This is a genomic window from Streptomyces sp. NPDC001985 (genome assembly GCF_040296845.1).
In the GTDB taxonomy this organism is placed as follows: Bacteria; Actinomycetota; Actinomycetes; order Streptomycetales; family Streptomycetaceae; genus Streptomyces.
In genome coordinates, this window is record NZ_JBEOYB010000021.1 from 89,076 (window position 1) to 105,382 (window position 16,307).

Genomic DNA, 16,307 nt, shown 5'->3' on the forward strand with positions numbered 1-16,307 from the left:
GGGAGTTTCTTTCGGATCGGGCCGGATCGGTGAGCGGGGTCCGGTGCCGTGGATCGCGAGGCGGAGGAGGGAGCCCACGCGGAGCGCCGGCGACCGGCGGCAACGCCGCGAGGCGCGGTGCCGGGGCTCGCGAGCCCGGCACGATCCGAAAGAGACGACCTAGGCCGGGACCTGGGTCGGGACCGTGACGCGGAGGTCGAGGACCCCCAGGTCCACCACCCCCTCCGGCTGGGCGTACCAGCGCCAGTGCGCGCCCGGCACATCCCCCACCGTGAGCACCGTCCATCCCCCTCCCTCCGGAGTCGCGAGCTTCGACAGGGCGCGGGCCTCCTCGCCCGTGGGGCGGTGGAGGGCCACCAGGAAGCCCGTCACGGGCGCGGTCCGGCCCGCGCCGCGGATCAGGCCGAGGCCCAGTTCCCCGGCCGCCTCGAAGACCTCGGCCGGGGCCCGGCCCCGTACCTCCGTCACCGACGGGACCCGCACCACCCCGTGCAGCCCGGGCAGCACCTCCGCCCCCGGGTCGATCGCCACCACCACCGTCGACTGGCGCGGCAGCTCCAGCAGCCCGTGCACCAGGGCCGCCACCGTGTCCTGGGCGACCCGCAGGTCTCCCCGTACGCTCAGCGCCCCGCTGATCCGGCCCAGGTCCACCATGACCTGCGCCCCGCGCTCGCCGATCCCGACGCGGGCCAGATGAGGCAGGGTCAGCGCCGTGTCCCCCGAGCCGCCGGCCTCGATCTCCGCCGGGAGGCCACGGCGCTCCCAGCGCGCCGGGCCCACCGCCGTCCACCCCTCGGGCACCCCGTCCGCCCCGCCGGAGACGGACGCCAGAAGCTTGGCCGACTCGGCCTGCACGGTGTAGACACGCGTCCCGGCCAGCTCCCGCACGGCCTGACGGACCATCACCGGGGTTCTGGTGTCGGCCGCCAGCCGCTGGGCGAGCGCCCCGCGCCGCCGCCGCAGCAGCGCCAGGGCGATCCCGCGCGGGAGCCGGGGCCGCAGCACCCGCCCCGCGCGGGCCACCCCGGCCCACGCCGCCCGCAGCCCCCGCGCCAGCGGGCGGCGGGCGATGATCGCCACGGTCAGGACGGCCACCCCCGCGATCCCCCCGAAGAGCGCCGGCAGCGGCACCCGGTCGCCGACGGTCGCGAACGGGTTCGACGACCTCGCCGCCGGCACGGGCGCGACCGCGGGCGCCGCCGTCGCCGTCGCGGCAGGAGGACTCGCGGGGCCCCCGGCCTGTCCGGGCAGCGTCCCGGACCGCACCTCCGCCCCCTGGGCGTCGTTCGGCAGCAGCAGCGCGAACCCGGCCGCCGCCCCGATCTGCTCGGCGCTGACGAACAGATCCCCGCTGGGCAGCGCCCGCCCGGTGTTGAGCACCAGGATCTCCTGGAACCGGTTGCCGTCGCCGAGGGTCCGCGACGCGATGTCGAAGAGCGCGTCCTCCTTGCCGCCGTTCTCCCCGGGGCCCTTCACCACATAGAACTTCACCGGATCGGCGGTGCGTGCCACGCCCCCCGGCCCACCGGCGAACCCGTCGGCGGACCGGGCGTGCGCCGGCCCCGCCGGCGCCAGCACGGCCAGCAGCACCAGCCCGGCCGACGCGGCGCACCGGGCCGTCCGCCCGCGCCGCGCGGCCCGGGCCGGAACCCTCCTCGTGGGGTCGTCTCGCATGCTTCTCGTCCTCCTCCTCCCGGGCCGCACGCGCGGCACCGGCGTGTCAGGGCACCACACGTCCGGCCCCGCCCGACCGGTTCAAAGCGACCCGGAAATGGCCGTGAACCCCCGCCCGGCGTGAACCGATCCGGCTCCGGTGACGTGCCTGCTGCGACGACTCGGCCGACGGCCGGGCTGACCGATCGGCCGGGAGGCGGGAAATGGCGCGACGACACCCCACGGGCTGGGAGGTGCTGGGGTTCGCCGCCGACCCCACCCCCGGTGACCCGGAGGCGATACGGGTCCTCTCCACGACCTACCGCGAACTGGGCGACCGGGCCGGTGAGGCCTTCGACCTGCTCCGGGACGACAGCCGTATCCGCGCGGGCAAGGGCAGGGCGATGGACGCCCTCCGGGACCGGATCAAGGAGGTCCCGGGGATGCTGGAACGCACCCGTAACTCCTTCCAGCGGGCGGCGGACGCCTACAACGGCTACGCCGACACCCTCACCACCGCGCAGGACATGCTCGACCGGGCGATCGACCAGGGCCGGGAGGCCGAGGCGACCGCGCGGACCGAGCTGCCGCGACTCGCCCCCGACGCCACCCCCGAGCAGACCGCCGGGCGGGCCGACGAGCAGCGGCAGGTCGACGAGGCCAAGTCCCGGCTCTCCGCCGCCGAGGCCCTGGGGCGGGACGCGGAACGGCTCCGCGAGGACGGCTCCCGCACGGCGTCGGTCGTTCTGGACGAGGCCGCCGACCAGGCCATCGAGGCACGCGGCGTCTTCCAGCAGATCGGTGACTTCTTCGCCGACAACCCCCTGATCGAGCTGGTCGCGGGCATCATCGTCGGGATCATCGCCGTCTTCCTGCCCGTCGTCGGACTGCTGCTGGGCGCGGCCCTCTTCGCGGTCTCCGTCATCCGGATGGCGTCCCAGGGGAAGTTCGACGTCGGCGAACTGCTCATCGGCGCGCTGACGCTGGTCCCCGGAGGGGTGCTGCTCGGCGGTCTGGGCAAGATCGGCGCATCGGCGGCCAAGCTGGCGAAAGTGGCGCCCGTGCTGGCCACGTTCGGCAAGGGCACGGGGACCATCTCCGGCGCCCTCACCAAGGTGCTCGACGGGACGACCGCCTTCCGGAAGATCTTCACCCCGCTCACCAAGGGCATCGCCGGGGTCAAGATCTCCCCGGGCCTGGCGCTGGGCGGCAAGGTCCTGGTCGAGGCGGGTACCGAATTCACCCTGGGATTCACGGCGTCCGTCATCACGGCCGCCGTCGAGCGCAAGCCGTTCGACCCCCGGGCCGCCGCGATCGGCGCGGCGATCGGCGCCGCCACCGGGGGCGCTCTGGGTGCCTTCGGCGGCACCAAATTCGCCGCCGGCATCAAGAACGCCTTCGTGGTCGAGAACAAGTTCAAGAGCAATATCGGCAAGGCGTTCTCCAAGGAGAGCCTCGGCATCGTCAACGGCACGTTCAGCTTCGGCAATGTGCTGTTCGTCAACGGCCGGGAGATGCCGCAGAAGAGCGGCTTCCACGGCATCAAGAGCTCCACCGGCTCCAGTTCCGCCACGGGTGAGGCCAAGACGAAGATCACCACTCCGGACGGCACCAAGACGGAGACCACCATCGACCCGGGCGCGCAGAAGCCCCCCAAGCAGCCCGAGGCCGACGGGGCCGATGGCGGCGCCGCCCCGCCCGTGGTGGTCCCGCCACCGGTGATCTCCGCCAAGACCACCACCCCGGACGGTTTCACCTCGGTGACCACGGGCGGGCAGAACACCATCGCGAGCCCGTCCGGAGACAAGATCGTCTCCGATGGCACCACCACGACCGTCGAGACCCCGCTGGGCGGGAAACTGCCCCCGCTGACCACCGGGCTGACGCCCGGCGGGTTCACCACGTCGGGTCCGTTCGGCGAGATCAGCCGGGGGCCCGACGGCACCACGATCTCCGCGCCCCCGCCGCCCCCGCCGCCCCCGCCGGACCCCGTACCCGCGAACGACGGGGACGCCCCGGGCGCCGGCGACCCGAACCCGGCGCAGGTCCAGGACCCGGCGCAGGTCCAGGGCCCCGTACAGGGTCAGGACCCCGTACAGGTCCAGGACCTCGCGGACGATCCCGACCTCATCCTTCCGGACCCGCTTCCGGTCCCGCTCCCGAACGACGGCGCCAACGGCGGCGCCAACGACGGCGCGGGTGCCGGCGCCCCCGACCCCGTACCCAACCCCCCGGGGTTCACCCTCACCGACAACGCCATCACCATCCCCGGCGGCCCCTCCGTCGTCACCGGCGACACCTTCACCACCGTCCAGGGCGACGGAATCTCCGCCACCCACCAGGCCGGTGCCACCTCCTTCTTCGGCACCGCCGATCCGGCCGCCACCGACCTGCCCGTCCTCGTCCACAACCCCGGCAACGGGGACCTGAACGCCGACCTCGGCAACGGGAACACCCTCAGCGCCACCACCGGCACCTTCCCGGCCGGGGTCACCCTCAACGGCGACGCGGTCGCCCTCGGCGCCGGGGGAGCGGTCACGGTCGGCAACACCGGCGAGGGCGCCGGCGGCCAGGTGGTCACCCTGCCCCCGGCGGGCGACGCCATCTCCCCGGTGACCGTCAAGGACGGCGCGGTCACCACCGAGCTGGCCCCGGACGGCGGTGCCAGGATCACCATCCCGGACGGGCCCGTGACCACCCTGGACGATGGCGGATTCACGGTGAGCACCGGCACCGCGCAACCGACGACCGTGCGGTTCGACGGCGCGAACGCGGCGCTGGACATCACGCCCGGCGGCGGCCCCCCGGTCGGTGTCGCGCACGACGGCACCGTCACGGCCGGCCCCCTCACCGCCGGTCCCGGGGGCATCGGCACGGTCACCGACCCGGGAGGCGCCGTCACGTTCACCCCGAACGGCGTCACCCTGCCCGGCACGGCGGCGGGCACCCCGGTCACCGTCGGAGTGGACGGCGCCTTCACCGCGGGCGGCGTCGTGGGAACCCCGGACGGCACCCTCACCTCCGGTACGACCACGGTGAGCCCGGGCCCCGGCGGCTCGGCCAAGGTCACGGCCGGCGGTCAGGAGTTCACCGTCGGCTCCGGGGGAGTGATCACCACCAAGGGACCGGACGGCGCCCCCGTACCGCACTCCGCCCAGCCGCTTCCCTCCGCGCCCGTGACCCTGGGCGATGTCTCCGTGGGCGTGGACGGCACCGGGACACCCGTCATCACGGCCCAGGGCACCGGCGGCACCACCGTGACGGTGACCGGCGGCACCACCACCGTCGGCACCGCCGCCCACCAGGTGACCACCGGCTCCGGCGGCGGCATCACCACCACCCTCACCCACAGCGGGGCCACCGTCACCACCAACCCGGCGGGCACCACCACCCTCACCCAGGGCGGGACCACGGTCACCACCGGACCCGCCGTGCCGACGACCGTCACCAGTGGAACCGGGCCCGCCGTCACCGTCACCCCCGGCGGCCAGGGGAGCCCCACCCAGGCCGTCACCTCGGACGGCACCGCGTCCGCCTTCACCGGCAACGGCGCCCAGACCTCCGTCGGCGGCACCCCCGCGGCGGTCGCGGCGGCGGACGGCGACGGCGGCATCACCACCACGGCCCCGGCGGGCGGCCACACCACCGTCACCCACTCCCCGGCGGGCACCACCGCGCGGGACAACGACGGCGGCTTCGCGGTCGACAGCGCCAAGACCCTCACCGACGGGGACCTCACCATCACCCCCGGCACCAGCGGCGACGCCCCGTCCGCCGACATCACCGACAACGGGCCGGGCGGCGGCCAGGCGCAGCTCACCCAGGACGGCATCACGGCCCAGGGCCTCACCGTCACCGTGGACCCCGGCGGCGGGGTGTCCGTCTCCGGCCCGCCCGGCGACGGCGGCACCGCCGGCACCCTCACCTCCGCGCCTGACGGCACCATCGGCGCCCAGGGCCCCGGCGGCGAGGCGACCGCCGCCCCGCCCGTCACCGTGCCCCTGCTCGACGGCGGCACCCGGACCGTCCCGGGCCCGGTCACGGTCACCGGACCCGCCGGCACCGTCACCCAGGACGGCGGCACCACCACCTTCACCCAGGCCGGCTTCACCACGACGTTCACCCAGGGCGACACCGGCACCACCGTGGAGACGGTCCACGACGCGAGCGGCGTCGGGCACACCATCGACCCGGCAGGACAGACCACCGTCCAGAACTCGCCCAGCGGGGCGGCGATCGAGGCGTCCAGCACCGGGGCCCAGGTGGTCACCCCGCCCGCCCAGGGCTGGCCCGTCCTCCTCTCACCGGCGATGACCGGCGGCGGCAACACCCTCTCCAACGGGCCGGACGGACCGGTCATCACCACCCAGGGCTCGCACCCGGTGGCCGACCCCGGCACCACGGTCACCCACAACACCGCCCCGGACGCCCCGCCCGGCGAGGTCACCGTCGTCCACGGGCCCGCCACCGGCACCTTCACCCCCGGCGGCATCACCTCCCTGGGACCGTCCGGCACCCATGTCGACGGCACGGGCGCGCCCATCGACACCGCGGGCAGGCCGATCGGCGACGGACCGGGCCAGACCGCGATCAGCCAGATCACCGGCGACGGCGGCAGCGGGATCGCCGTCCCGGCCTTCGGCGGCGCCGGATCGATCGCCCACCACGGCTTCTTCGGCGGTACGACCACCGTGGACACCGGCTCGGTGACGCTCACCAAGTCCACCGACGGCTCCCCGGAGAACGCGGGCACCGCGGGCCAGAAGTCCGGGGTGCTCGACGGACCCGCCCACCCGGTGAACCCCACCACCCCGGGACCGCCCGTCTTCACCGCCGGCGCCAGTGACGGCAACGGCGCCAGCGTCGAGGTCCCCCTCAAGGGCGGCGGCTCCACCGTGCACAACGGCAGCTCCGACGTGGTCTCCGACGGCAAGGGCGGCCACACGGTCACCGTCCCCGGCTCCACCGACCCCAACGACACCGTCACCATCTCCCAAGACGGCGCCCTCACCGGCCCCGGCGTCGTCACCCCGCCCCCGCTGCCCGCCGGACAGGAGGGACCGCGGCAGCCGCCCCACGCCACCCTCAGCGACGGCACCACCGTCGTCGGCGGCGCACCGCCCACCGTCACCGCGCCCGGCGCCCAGGGCCCCGTCACCACCTTCACCCACGGCACCGCCACCACCGCCGACCCCGCGAACGGGATCACCATCACCCAGAACGCCGACGGCAGCGCGGCCTTCCAGCACACCGGCGCCGGCGGGACCACCGCCCTCGACCTCACGAGCATCGGGGCGCAGGGCACGGTCACCGGGACCGGCGGCGACGGCGGCCCGGCCACCTACGGCATCACCCTCGGTGACAGCGGCGCCGTGCGGGTCAAGGACGGCGGCGGCAAGGTGACCGAGCTGGACCAGGCCGGCTCCTTCCACGAACAGCACTCGCCCTCCGACCGCTACGACGGCTTCGCCGGCGGCCCGACCGCGCTGAGCGACTGGCGGGACTACGCCTACGGCGCCGCGTCCGGCCTCCTCAAGAACCTCTTCACCGCCGGATTCCAGAGCGCCTACCAGATCAGCCAGGGCGCGGACGTCCAGAACTCCCTGGAGAACGCCGCCATCAGAGCGGCCAATGGCATCGGCAACGGGCTGGCGACCCAGAAACTCAATGACCAGTACGCCTTCAAAACCGAGGGCCTGGAGACCGGCCTCGCGGGAATTCCCACCAAGACCATCGCCAATCTCAACAACGACGCGGATATCGAGAGCGTCAATCCGGCGAGCGACCGGGCACTCACCACCGGCGGCTGAACCATCGGGGAACCCCGCCCGTGTTGACGGTATCGGACCGGCGCGTCAACGCGGCAACGGAATCCGGGGAATCCACACAGGACCGACAGGAGACTCTCCATGGCCGAATTCATCGTCAACGACGAGCGGACCGCCCAGGTCGCCGCCTCCACCCTCAACATGTACGACACGGCCATCGTCCAGCTCCAGACCATCAAGCAGGAACTGGACAACCTCACCGAGGACGGCTACCGGACTCCCGCGTCGAAACGGGACTTCCAGCCCTTCGTCCAGACCTACAACGACAACTACCTCCAGGTCATCGAAGGGCTCGCGGGCATCTCCAAGTTCCTCGACGGTGTCGGAAAGGGCTTCGCCCAGCTCGACACCGACCTCGGCGCCAGCCTCACCGGCTGACCCGTCAAGGACCCGTACCCCGCCCCGGCGGCCGGGCCGGACCGCCACGGTCCGGCCCGCCCGGCGTCCCGCCGACCCGCGCGTGCCACAAGGAGCACCGACCATGCGTCTGACCGTCACCGCAGTCGACCCGCAGCAGGGGCGGACCGCGGACATCATCATCGAAGCCGACCCCGGGGCCCCGGCCGGAGAACTCGCCGAGGAGCTCCACCGCCGGATGCGCGGCACCCCGCCCACCCGCGCGCCCGCCCTCTTCCACGGGCCCGACCAGCTCCCCGCCGACCGCGCGCTGGGCGACCTGGAGCTGCGGCCCGGCAGCCTCCTCTGTCTCGAAGAGCCGCTCGCCGTCCCCGGCCGCGAGCCCGAGGGCGTCGCGGAGCTGCGCGCCATCGGCGGCGCCGGCGCCGGAGCCGTCTTCCGGCTGCCCCCGGGGGAGTACGAGATCGGCGCCGCCGACGACTGCCGTGTCCGCCTCCTTGCCGCCGGGCTCCCCGCGAGCGCCGCCCGTGTCGAGGTCCGCGTCGACGGCACCGTGACCGTGCGCTCCTCGGCGTACGAGAAGGCCCGCCTCGACACCGTCCCGGTGCCCGAGTGGACCGCTTGGCCCCCCGGCGGGGTGCTCGACCTCGGCCCCGCCCTGCTGGAACTCGCCGCCCCCACCGCCCCCGACGCCGCGCTCCAGCCCTCCGGCGACGGCACCGGACTCGACTACAACCGGCCGCCCCGGCTGCTCCCGCCGCCGGTGCGCGACCGGTTCCGGCTGCCCGTGGCCCCGGCCGAACCCGCCCGCAGCCCGATCCAGCTCGTCATGATCTTCGCGCCGCTGCTGATGGCGCTGGTCGCCGTCCTCTTCTTCGGCAACCTCCGCTTCCTGGTCTTCGGACTGCTCTCCCCGGTGATCGCGCTCGCCGGACAGCTCTCCAACAAGCGCCGGGGCAAGGACGACCACGCCGAGCGGCTCGCCGAGTACGAACGGCAGAAGGAGCGGCTGGACGAGGATGTCGCCGAGGCGGTCGTCGCCGAACAGCGGGCCCGCCGCGCCGCCTGCCCCGACCCCGCGCTCACCACCCTGATCGCCACCGGCCCCCGGCAGCGGCTCTGGGAACGGCGCTGGCGCGACCGGGACTTCCTGCTGCTGCGGCTCGGCCTCGCCGACCGGCCCGCCCACCTCGAACTGGAGGACCCCGGCGAGGCCGAGCACCGCCGCCGGATCACCCGCACCACCCACGCCGTCCCCGTCGCCGTCCCCCTGCGCGAGGCAGGTGTCCTCGGCGTCGCCGGGGGAGCGGACGCCGATCCGCTGGTGCGCTGGCTCATCGCCCAGGCCGCCACCCTGCACAGCCCCTCCGACCTGCGGGTGTGCGTGCTGTCCTGGACCGGGGGACCGGACCGCTGGTCCTGGCTGCACTGGCTGCCGCACACCGCGCCCGCCGGCGAGGACACCGTCGCCCTGGCCGGCACCACCGCCGAGTCCGCCGGGCGCCGGATCGCCGAGCTGACCGCCCTGATCGCCGCCCGCCAGGAGGCCGGGGACCGGGCGCCGCGCGGCGGCGCCGCGGGAGAACCCGATGTGCTGCTCGTCCTGGACGGCGCCCGCCGCATCCGCTCGCTGCCCGGCGTGATCCAGATCCTGCGCGAAGGGCCCGCCGTCGGCGTCTACGCCCTCTGCGTCGACGACGAGGCCCGGCTGCTCCCCGAGGAGTGCCAGGCCGTCGCCGTCGCGTCCCCCGAGGGGCTGCGGGTCGAGCGGAGCGGCACCGACCCCGTCGACGGCGTCCTCATGGACGCCCCCGGCCACACCTGGTGCACCGGGGTGGCCCGGGCCCTCGCGTCCCTGCGCGACGTCGGCGACGAGGCCGAGGAGAATCTGCTCCCCACCGCCGCCGGGCTCCTCGACATCCTCGGCCTGGAACCCCCGACCCCGGAGGCCGTCGCCTCCGGCTGGGCCGCCTCCGGCCGCACCACCCGCGCCGTCATCGGCGCCGGGGTCGACGGCCCCTTCGCCCTGGACCTCGCCGCCGACGGACCCCACGCCCTCATCGCCGGCACCACCGGCTCCGGCAAGTCCGAACTCCTCCAGTCGCTCGTGGCGTCGCTCGCCGTCGCCAACCGGCCCGACGAGCTGAACTTCGTCCTCATCGACTACAAGGGCGGCAGCGCCTTCGCCGAGTGCGAGGAGCTTCCCCACACCGTCGGTCTCGTCACCGATCTCGACACCCATCTCGTCGAACGCGCCCTCACCTCGCTCGGCGCCGAACTCCGCCGCCGCGAACGCGTCCTCGCCGACGCCTCGGCCAAGGACATCGACGACTACACCGACAAGCGCACCCGCGCACCCGGGCTCGCCCCCCTGCCCCGGCTGGTCCTCGTCGTCGACGAGTTCGCCTCCATGGTCCGCGAACTCCCCGACTTCGTCTCCGGGATGGTCAACATCGCCCAGCGAGGGCGCTCCCTCGGCATCCATCTGATCCTCGCCACCCAGCGGCCGTCCGGCGCGGTCACCGCCGACATCCGCGCCAACACCAACCTCAGGATCGCCCTGCGCACCACCGACACCGGCGAGAGCCGCGACATCATCGACGCCCCCGACTCCGGCCTGCTCTCCCCGCGCACCCCCGGCCGCGCCCACGCCCGGCTCGGCCACGCCGCCCTGCTGCCCTTCCAGACCGGCAGGATCGGCGGGCGCAGAGCACAGGCCCGCGCCGGGGCCGCCGAGCGCCCCGCGCCCCGGCTCACCGAGATCCACTGGGAGTTCCTCGGCGACCCACCGCCCCGCCCCGAGCGCGCCGAGACCGCCGTACAGCCCGTGACCGACCTCTCCGTCCTCGTCAGCGCGGTGCGCGAGGCCGCCGAACAGCTCGCCGTGCCGCCGCCCCGCACCCCCTGGCTCCCACCGCTCCCCGACACCCTCACCCTCGCCGGCCTGCCGCCCGCCGGGCACCCGGACGGGTCCCCGCCGCACCAGGCCGGGCTCGCCCCGGTGGCGTACGGACTGACCGACGACCCCGCCGGGCAGACCCGGCACCCCCTGACCCTCGACTTCGACACCATGGGCCACCTCCAGATCATCGGCGCGCCCCGCAGCGGGCGCTCCCAGGCCCTGCGCACCATCGCCGCCGCCGTGGCCGGTGCCCACAGCTGTGCCGATGTCCATCTCTACGGCCTCGACTGCGGCAACGGCGCCCTCCAGGCCCTCGCCGGGCTGCCGCACACCGGCGCCGTCGTCGACCGGGCCGAGAGCGAGCGCGTCGCCCGGCTCCTCGTCCGGCTCGGGCAGGAGGCCTCCCGGCGGCGCGGACTCCTCGGCCGGCAGGGCGTCGCCGACCTCACCGAACTGCGCCGTACCCTCCCCGAGGAGGAGCGCCCGCCCCGGCTGCTGGTCCTGGTCGACCGGTTCGAGGCGTTCGAGCGGGACTTCGCGGCGTACGACCGGGGCAGTGTGATGGACGCGATGACGCTGCTGCTCCGCGAGGGCGCGGGCGTCGGGGTGCACCTCGTCCTCGCGGGCGACCGGATTCTCGCCCAGAGCCGCTTCGCCTCCACCACCGAGGACCGGCTCGTGCTGCGGCTCAACGACCGCGCCGACTACGGCATGGTGGGGCTCACCCCCCGCAAGGTGCCCGAGGACCTCCCGGCCGGCCGTGCCATCGACCCCCGTACGTCCCGGGCCACCCAGATCGCCCTGATCGGCCCCGACCCCAGCGGCGCCGCCCAGGCCGGTGAACTGCGCGCCCTGGCCGTCCGCGCCGGCGGACGCGACTCGGCCGTCCCCGGCCGGCGCCGGCCGTTCCGGCTGGACACACTGCCCGACGGGCTGACCTTCCCCGAGGCGTGGGAGCGCCGGCCCCGGGGGACCTCCCCGCTCTGGGCCATGGTCGGTGTCGGCGGTGACGAACTCGGCGCCAAGGGGCCCGATCTGTCGGTGTCGCCCTCCTTCCTGGTCGCCGGGCCGCCCCGGTCCGGCCGCAGCTCCGTGCTGATCGCCATGGCCCGCTCGCTGACCGCCGGGGGCACGAAGGTCGTCATCGTCGCGCCCCGCACCTCACCGCTGCGGGCCCTGGCCGGACAGCCCGGCGTGGTGGAGGTCTTCACCGATCCGAACCTCGCCGTCGCCGACTTCCGGGCCGCCCTCGGCCGGGTGGACTCGCCCGCCGGCGCGGTCCTCGTGGACGACGCCGAGATGATGGCCAACTCGGAGATCGACGGCGACCTCGGAGCGCTCGCCCGGGGCAGCGCGGGCGACGGCTGGGGGCTGGTGATCGGCGCCAACAACGAGGCCATGCTCGTCAGCCACACCGGGTGGCAGACGACGGTGCGCCGCAACCGGTGCGGGGCGCTGCTCGCGCCGCGCGCGCTGGGTGACGGCGAGGTCGTGGGCGCCCGGGTGCCGCACGGGCTGCTCGGCGCCGACACCGAGCCCGGGCGGGCCCATCTGCACCTCGGGGACGGGAACTTCGTCACCGTGCGGGTGCCGTCGCCGCCCGAACCGGCGCCCGCGACCGCCGTCCGCTGACGGCTTCCGGATGCCGGCTTCCGGCTGACCGCCTCGGTGGGGCGGGCGGGGCAGGCAGGGCAGACGGGGCAGGCAGGGCAGGCGGGGCAGGCAGGGCAGGCAGGGCAGACGGGGCAGGCAGGACAGGCGGGGTCCCGCTGGTCCCCGCTGGACCCGGCTGATCTCTCAGGAAGGGCCCGGACCGTCCACGGGGACGGTCCGGGCCCTTCCCCGCGGCCCCCGGCTCAGCCCGTGGAGGGCGTGCGCTCGGAGGGGTTCGGCTCGTCCTCGAAGGCGAAGGTCGCGGTGATCGCGTCGAAGACGTCGTAGAGCTGGTCGGCGAGCGGCAGATTGGGGCTGAAGCAGGTGATGATCAGCGCCCGCCGGGAGCCGGGCACCGGCACCACCGTGTGCATGACCAGGAGCTGGTAGCCGGCCTCCCCGGTCAGCCCGGACTCCTCCACCCCCACCAGCCGCCCCACCGGGCCGACGGACGGCAGCGTCGGTGTGGAGAACGTCCGGGAGGTGCCGCTCCGACTCCCGCTGCCGGTGGTGGAGAACTGCTGGGCCAGCGAGTGCGCCGAGAAGCTCTCCCCGGCGGGCGGCGACACACTGAACACCATCATCCCGGCCATCAGCAGGCCGTCCTCGTACAGGGTGGTCGTCCCGGCCGCGTAGAGGGCGCCCCGGCGCCTCGCCCCCTCCAGGATCTGCCGGGCGTGCCGGAACGCCTCGTTGATCTGATCGCGGCCGTCCTTCTGCGGAGTGGTCCGGAGCAGCCCGGCCCGGACCCGGGCGAGGTCGTCGCCCGACAGGTCGTACTGTGTCCAGCTGTCCGGGATGCCGATCCTGAAGGAGTGGGGGCCACCGGTCATCTCGCTCGCGCTCCTCAGCTCTTTCTCGTGCCGTCGTCGGTGAGCGACGAGGCCATTTCGTTGTCGGCGTCCGTGAAGCCCTTGACCACGGCCTCACAGGCGTCCTTGAGGGATGTGCAGTTGCGTTTCAGCTGGAAGCGGCCGTCGTTCCAGCGCTCGTCGAAGGTGCCGCCCGAGGCCGCCAGCGGAGGGCCGACGGCCGCGGCGTCGAACCCCGACGCCCTGGTCTCGACCAGCTCCATGACCCGGCCCAGGAGCCGCGCCATCCGCTCCAGTTCGTCCCCCGGGATCTCGATCTCGGCCACGGCTCCTCCTGGAATCCTCGTGAGACCCGGCGGTACGGGTACCTCCGCCTCGCCTCCCGCACGGATTCCGCCCGCGAACGGTTCACCGGACCGATATTGAACATGCCGCCCGGGACTGCGAGTCTTACTGTGTGGTGAGTCAACTCCGCGCTCGTGGCGCCCAGTTCATGAGAACGCCGCCCCTGCTGGTCACGCTCTGCCTCTGCCTGGTGGTCGGGGGCATCATCGCCATGCGCTCGGTGGAGGACGGCACAGCGGGCACCCCCGGGCACTACGCGGAACTCGCGGACATCGCGGTGCCCGCCGCCGAACCCGCGCCGGGCCCCGGGGCGTCCACCGGCTCCTTCACCGCGGAGTGCGGACGCAACGAGTCGGGGCACTACAACACGGACAACGTGGTGACCTCCCCGGGACTCGTCGGAGGCGCCCACCACACCCACGACTACGTGGGGAACGTGTCCACCGACGCCCGCTCCACCGACGCGAGTCTCGCCGCCGCCGCGACCACCTGCGCGGGCGGGGACCGCTCCACCTACTTCTGGCCCGTGCTGCGCCGGCTCGACCGGGCCGGTGACGACGCCCACGCCCACGGCGGCGGCGAGGACGGCAACGCCGGGGAGGTGGTGCTGCCCTCATCGGTGAGGGTCGAGTTCCGCGGCAGCCCGCTGACCAAGGTGATCGCCATGCCCCGCTTCCTGCGCATGATCACCGGCGATCCGGTGGCGGCGACCACCAACGACGCCCAGGTCCGGGCCGCGTGGGGCTGCTCCGGGCACCCGGGCCGCTCCGGCGCCCGGTATCCGATCTGCCCCGACGGCAGCGGCCCCACCCGCACGCTCACCTTCCCCAGCTGCTGGAACGGGCTCCAGAGCGACAGCGACGGCCACCGCGCCCACATCGCCTTCCCGGACGCCCGGGGCGCCTGCCCGCCCGCCACCTTCCCCGTGCCGAGGCTGAGCATCACCCTCGCGTACGCGCTGCCCGCGTCGGTGCCCTTCGCCGTGGACTCCTTCCCCGAGCAGAAGCGCCACCCCAAGACCGACCACGCCATGTTCATCAATGTGATGACCGAGCGGCAGCAGGCCCGGGTGGCGGAGTGCGTCAACGAGGGCCGCCACTGCCGTCCGGGCGTCTGAGCCGCCCCCGCGCACCGTCCCCGGCTCATTGAACCCCCCGTGGTCCCGGGCCGTGTTCAGCACATCGGCCCAGCAGAGGACGGAGTGAGTGGATGGCGGCACTGTGGTCCCGCACTCGGCAGAGAACGAGTGATGAAGTACTGATCCGGGCGCTCTACGAAGAACACGGCAGAGCCCTGCTCGCCTACGCCCAGCGGCTCACCGGCGACCGCAGCGCCGCCGAGGACGTCGTCCAGGAGACCCTGATCCGGGCCTGGAAGCACCCCGATTCGCTCGTCAACGGCAAGGGCTCGGTGCGCGGATGGCTGCTCACCGTCGCCCGGAATATCGTCACCGACCGCTTCCGGGCGAAGGCGGCACGCCCGACCGAGGTCGCCGAGTCGCCCTCCAACGGGCCGGTGGAACAGGACCACGCGGAGGCCGTCGTCGACTCGATGGTCGTCATGGAGGCCCTGGACCGGCTCTCGTCCGACCACCGCGAAGTGCTGCTGGAGATCTACTTCCAGGGGCGTACGGTCGCGGAAGCCGCGAAGACCCTGGGAATCCCGCCCGGAACGGTCAAATCCCGTTCACACTATGCGTTGAAGGCGCTCAGAGAGCTCTATCCGGAGAAACCCAGGACGGCGAGGCTCGCCGTGGTGAAGGAGGCGGCGGCATGAGCACTCAGCAGCATGACAGCGAACTGCTCGGCGCCTATGTGCTGGGCGCGCTGGACGAGGGCGAGGCCCGCACCGTCCAGGAACACGTGGCGGCGTGCAAGGCGTGCCGCGAAGAGCTGGAGGTGCTCACGGAACTGGAGGCCACACTCGGCGAGGTGCCGCCCGAGGCCTTTCTCGACGGCCCGCCCGAGGGCGGGGATCTGCTGCTCCAGCGCACGCTGCGGCAGGCCCGCGAGGTGCGCGGAGGGGCCGAGCGGCGCCGGCGGGCGGCGCTCGCGGCCGTCGCGGTGGTCGCGGCGGTGTCGGTGCTCGGGGGCGGCTTTCTCATCGGCCGGGGCACGGACGACGCCGGCCGTGTCACCGCCGGCCCCACGGTCACGGCCACTCCGCCCGTTCCGGCGCCACCCGAGAATGTCGTGGTCGCCTCGGCGAAGGACCCCGGCACCGGCGCCCGGATGGCGGTGCGGATGACCCCGGCCGCCGAGTGGGTACGGGTGAATGTCGCCGTCAGCGGAATCCCGGCGGGGGAGCGGTGCCGGCTGGTGGTGGTCTCCCGTGACGGGGAGCGGGAAGTGGCGGGGAGCTGGTTGGTGGGGAGTGCGGAGAAGGGGGCGAATCTGGATGGGTCGGCGGCGATTGCCCGTGAGGATGTCGAGGCGGTCGTGGTGGAGAACGAGGACGGCAAGAGATATGTGACGGCGCCGATTCCCGCTTGAGAGGGGAGGGCTCTGCGAGCGGCTCACGAGGGAGGGTGCCCTGCCTCCGGGCGGGCCGAGGAACGGAATCCAGCCCGTCGCTGGCGACCTGAGCAACCCAAGCCCCTCTGGGGGGCACCTCCCAGAGGCAGCTCTGGGGGGAGATTGAGCCGCACCACTCAGCCCTGCCGGCGTGTGAGCCGCACCACCCAGCCCCTCCGGCGATTGAGGAGCGGGGGTTCGGGGGCTGGCCCCCGACCGTGGCCCGCAGCGTGCGGGGTCCTGT

The 16,307-nt window shown here is 74.3% G+C and carries 9 protein-coding genes; 6 read left to right on the forward strand and 3 right to left on the reverse strand.

Annotated elements, in window-relative coordinates; all coding sequences use genetic code 11:
- Positions 1-159: 159 nt before the first annotated feature.
- On the reverse strand, positions 160-1,674 hold the full coding sequence (locus ABT122_RS12350; RefSeq protein WP_351549393.1) for a hypothetical protein: 1,515 nt from the start codon (positions 1,672-1,674) through the stop codon (positions 160-162).
- 203 nt (positions 1,675-1,877) lie between these two features.
- Here ABT122_RS12350 and ABT122_RS12355 point away from each other — a divergent pair, with 203 nt between their 5' ends.
- The 3 genes from ABT122_RS12355 to ABT122_RS12365 all read left to right on the forward strand — a co-directional run bounded on the left by ABT122_RS12355 (position 1,878) and on the right by ABT122_RS12365 (position 12,372).
- Positions 1,878-7,463 carry a hypothetical protein gene (locus ABT122_RS12355; RefSeq protein ID WP_351549396.1) on the forward strand — a complete coding sequence of 1,862 codons (5,586 nt, stop codon included), beginning with the start codon at positions 1,878-1,880 and terminating at the stop codon, positions 7,461-7,463.
- 99 nt (positions 7,464-7,562) lie between these two features.
- Positions 7,563-7,859, forward strand: a complete 297-nt coding sequence (locus ABT122_RS12360) for a hypothetical protein (protein ID WP_351549399.1) — start codon at positions 7,563-7,565, stop codon at positions 7,857-7,859.
- A 103-nt stretch (positions 7,860-7,962) separates the two neighbouring features.
- Positions 7,963-12,372, forward strand: a complete 4,410-nt coding sequence (locus tag ABT122_RS12365; protein ID WP_351549402.1) for an FtsK/SpoIIIE domain-containing protein — start codon at positions 7,963-7,965, stop codon at positions 12,370-12,372.
- A 224-nt stretch (positions 12,373-12,596) separates the two neighbouring features.
- Here the strand turns inward: ABT122_RS12365 and ABT122_RS12370 are convergent, their stop codons facing one another.
- Positions 12,597-13,226 (reverse strand): hypothetical protein, encoded by a 630-nt coding sequence (locus ABT122_RS12370; protein WP_351549404.1) that lies wholly within the window; start codon positions 13,224-13,226, stop codon positions 12,597-12,599.
- Between the two features lie 14 nt (positions 13,227-13,240).
- A complete protein-coding gene (locus ABT122_RS12375; protein ID WP_351549407.1) occupies positions 13,241-13,531 on the reverse strand; it encodes a hypothetical protein in 291 nt (96 codons plus the stop codon).
- 167 nt (positions 13,532-13,698) lie between these two features.
- On the opposite strand from ABT122_RS12375, the gene ABT122_RS12380 reads away from it, so the two are divergent.
- From ABT122_RS12380 to ABT122_RS12390, 3 genes are all read left to right on the forward strand, one after another.
- Positions 13,699-14,667, forward strand: coding sequence for a DUF1996 domain-containing protein (locus tag ABT122_RS12380; RefSeq protein ID WP_351549410.1), 969 nt, complete (start codon positions 13,699-13,701; stop codon positions 14,665-14,667).
- Positions 14,668-14,759: 92 nt separating this feature from the next.
- Positions 14,760-15,326, forward strand: coding sequence for a sigma-70 family RNA polymerase sigma factor (locus ABT122_RS12385; protein ID WP_351549412.1), 567 nt, complete (start codon positions 14,760-14,762; stop codon positions 15,324-15,326).
- Positions 15,323-16,042 (forward strand): zf-HC2 domain-containing protein, encoded by a 720-nt coding sequence (locus tag ABT122_RS12390; protein ID WP_351549415.1) that lies wholly within the window; start codon positions 15,323-15,325, stop codon positions 16,040-16,042. The genes ABT122_RS12385 and ABT122_RS12390 overlap by 4 nt, the downstream gene beginning before the upstream one ends.
- Positions 16,043-16,307 lie beyond the last annotated feature (265 nt).

Coding starts and splice junctions, on each gene's coding strand:
- ABT122_RS12350 (WP_351549393.1), bottom strand. CDS start 1,674: ATGCGAGACGACCCCACGAGGAGGGTTCCGGCCCGGGCCGCGCGGCGC.
- ABT122_RS12355 (WP_351549396.1), top strand. CDS start 1,878: ATGGCGCGACGACACCCCACGGGCTGGGAGGTGCTGGGGTTCGCCGCC.
- ABT122_RS12360 (WP_351549399.1), top strand. CDS start 7,563: ATGGCCGAATTCATCGTCAACGACGAGCGGACCGCCCAGGTCGCCGCC.
- ABT122_RS12365 (WP_351549402.1), top strand. CDS start 7,963: ATGCGTCTGACCGTCACCGCAGTCGACCCGCAGCAGGGGCGGACCGCG.
- ABT122_RS12370 (WP_351549404.1), bottom strand. CDS start 13,226: ATGACCGGTGGCCCCCACTCCTTCAGGATCGGCATCCCGGACAGCTGG.
- ABT122_RS12380 (WP_351549410.1), top strand. CDS start 13,699: ATGAGAACGCCGCCCCTGCTGGTCACGCTCTGCCTCTGCCTGGTGGTC.
- ABT122_RS12385 (WP_351549412.1), top strand. CDS start 14,760: ATGGCGGCACTGTGGTCCCGCACTCGGCAGAGAACGAGTGATGAAGTA.
- ABT122_RS12390 (WP_351549415.1), top strand. CDS start 15,323: ATGAGCACTCAGCAGCATGACAGCGAACTGCTCGGCGCCTATGTGCTG.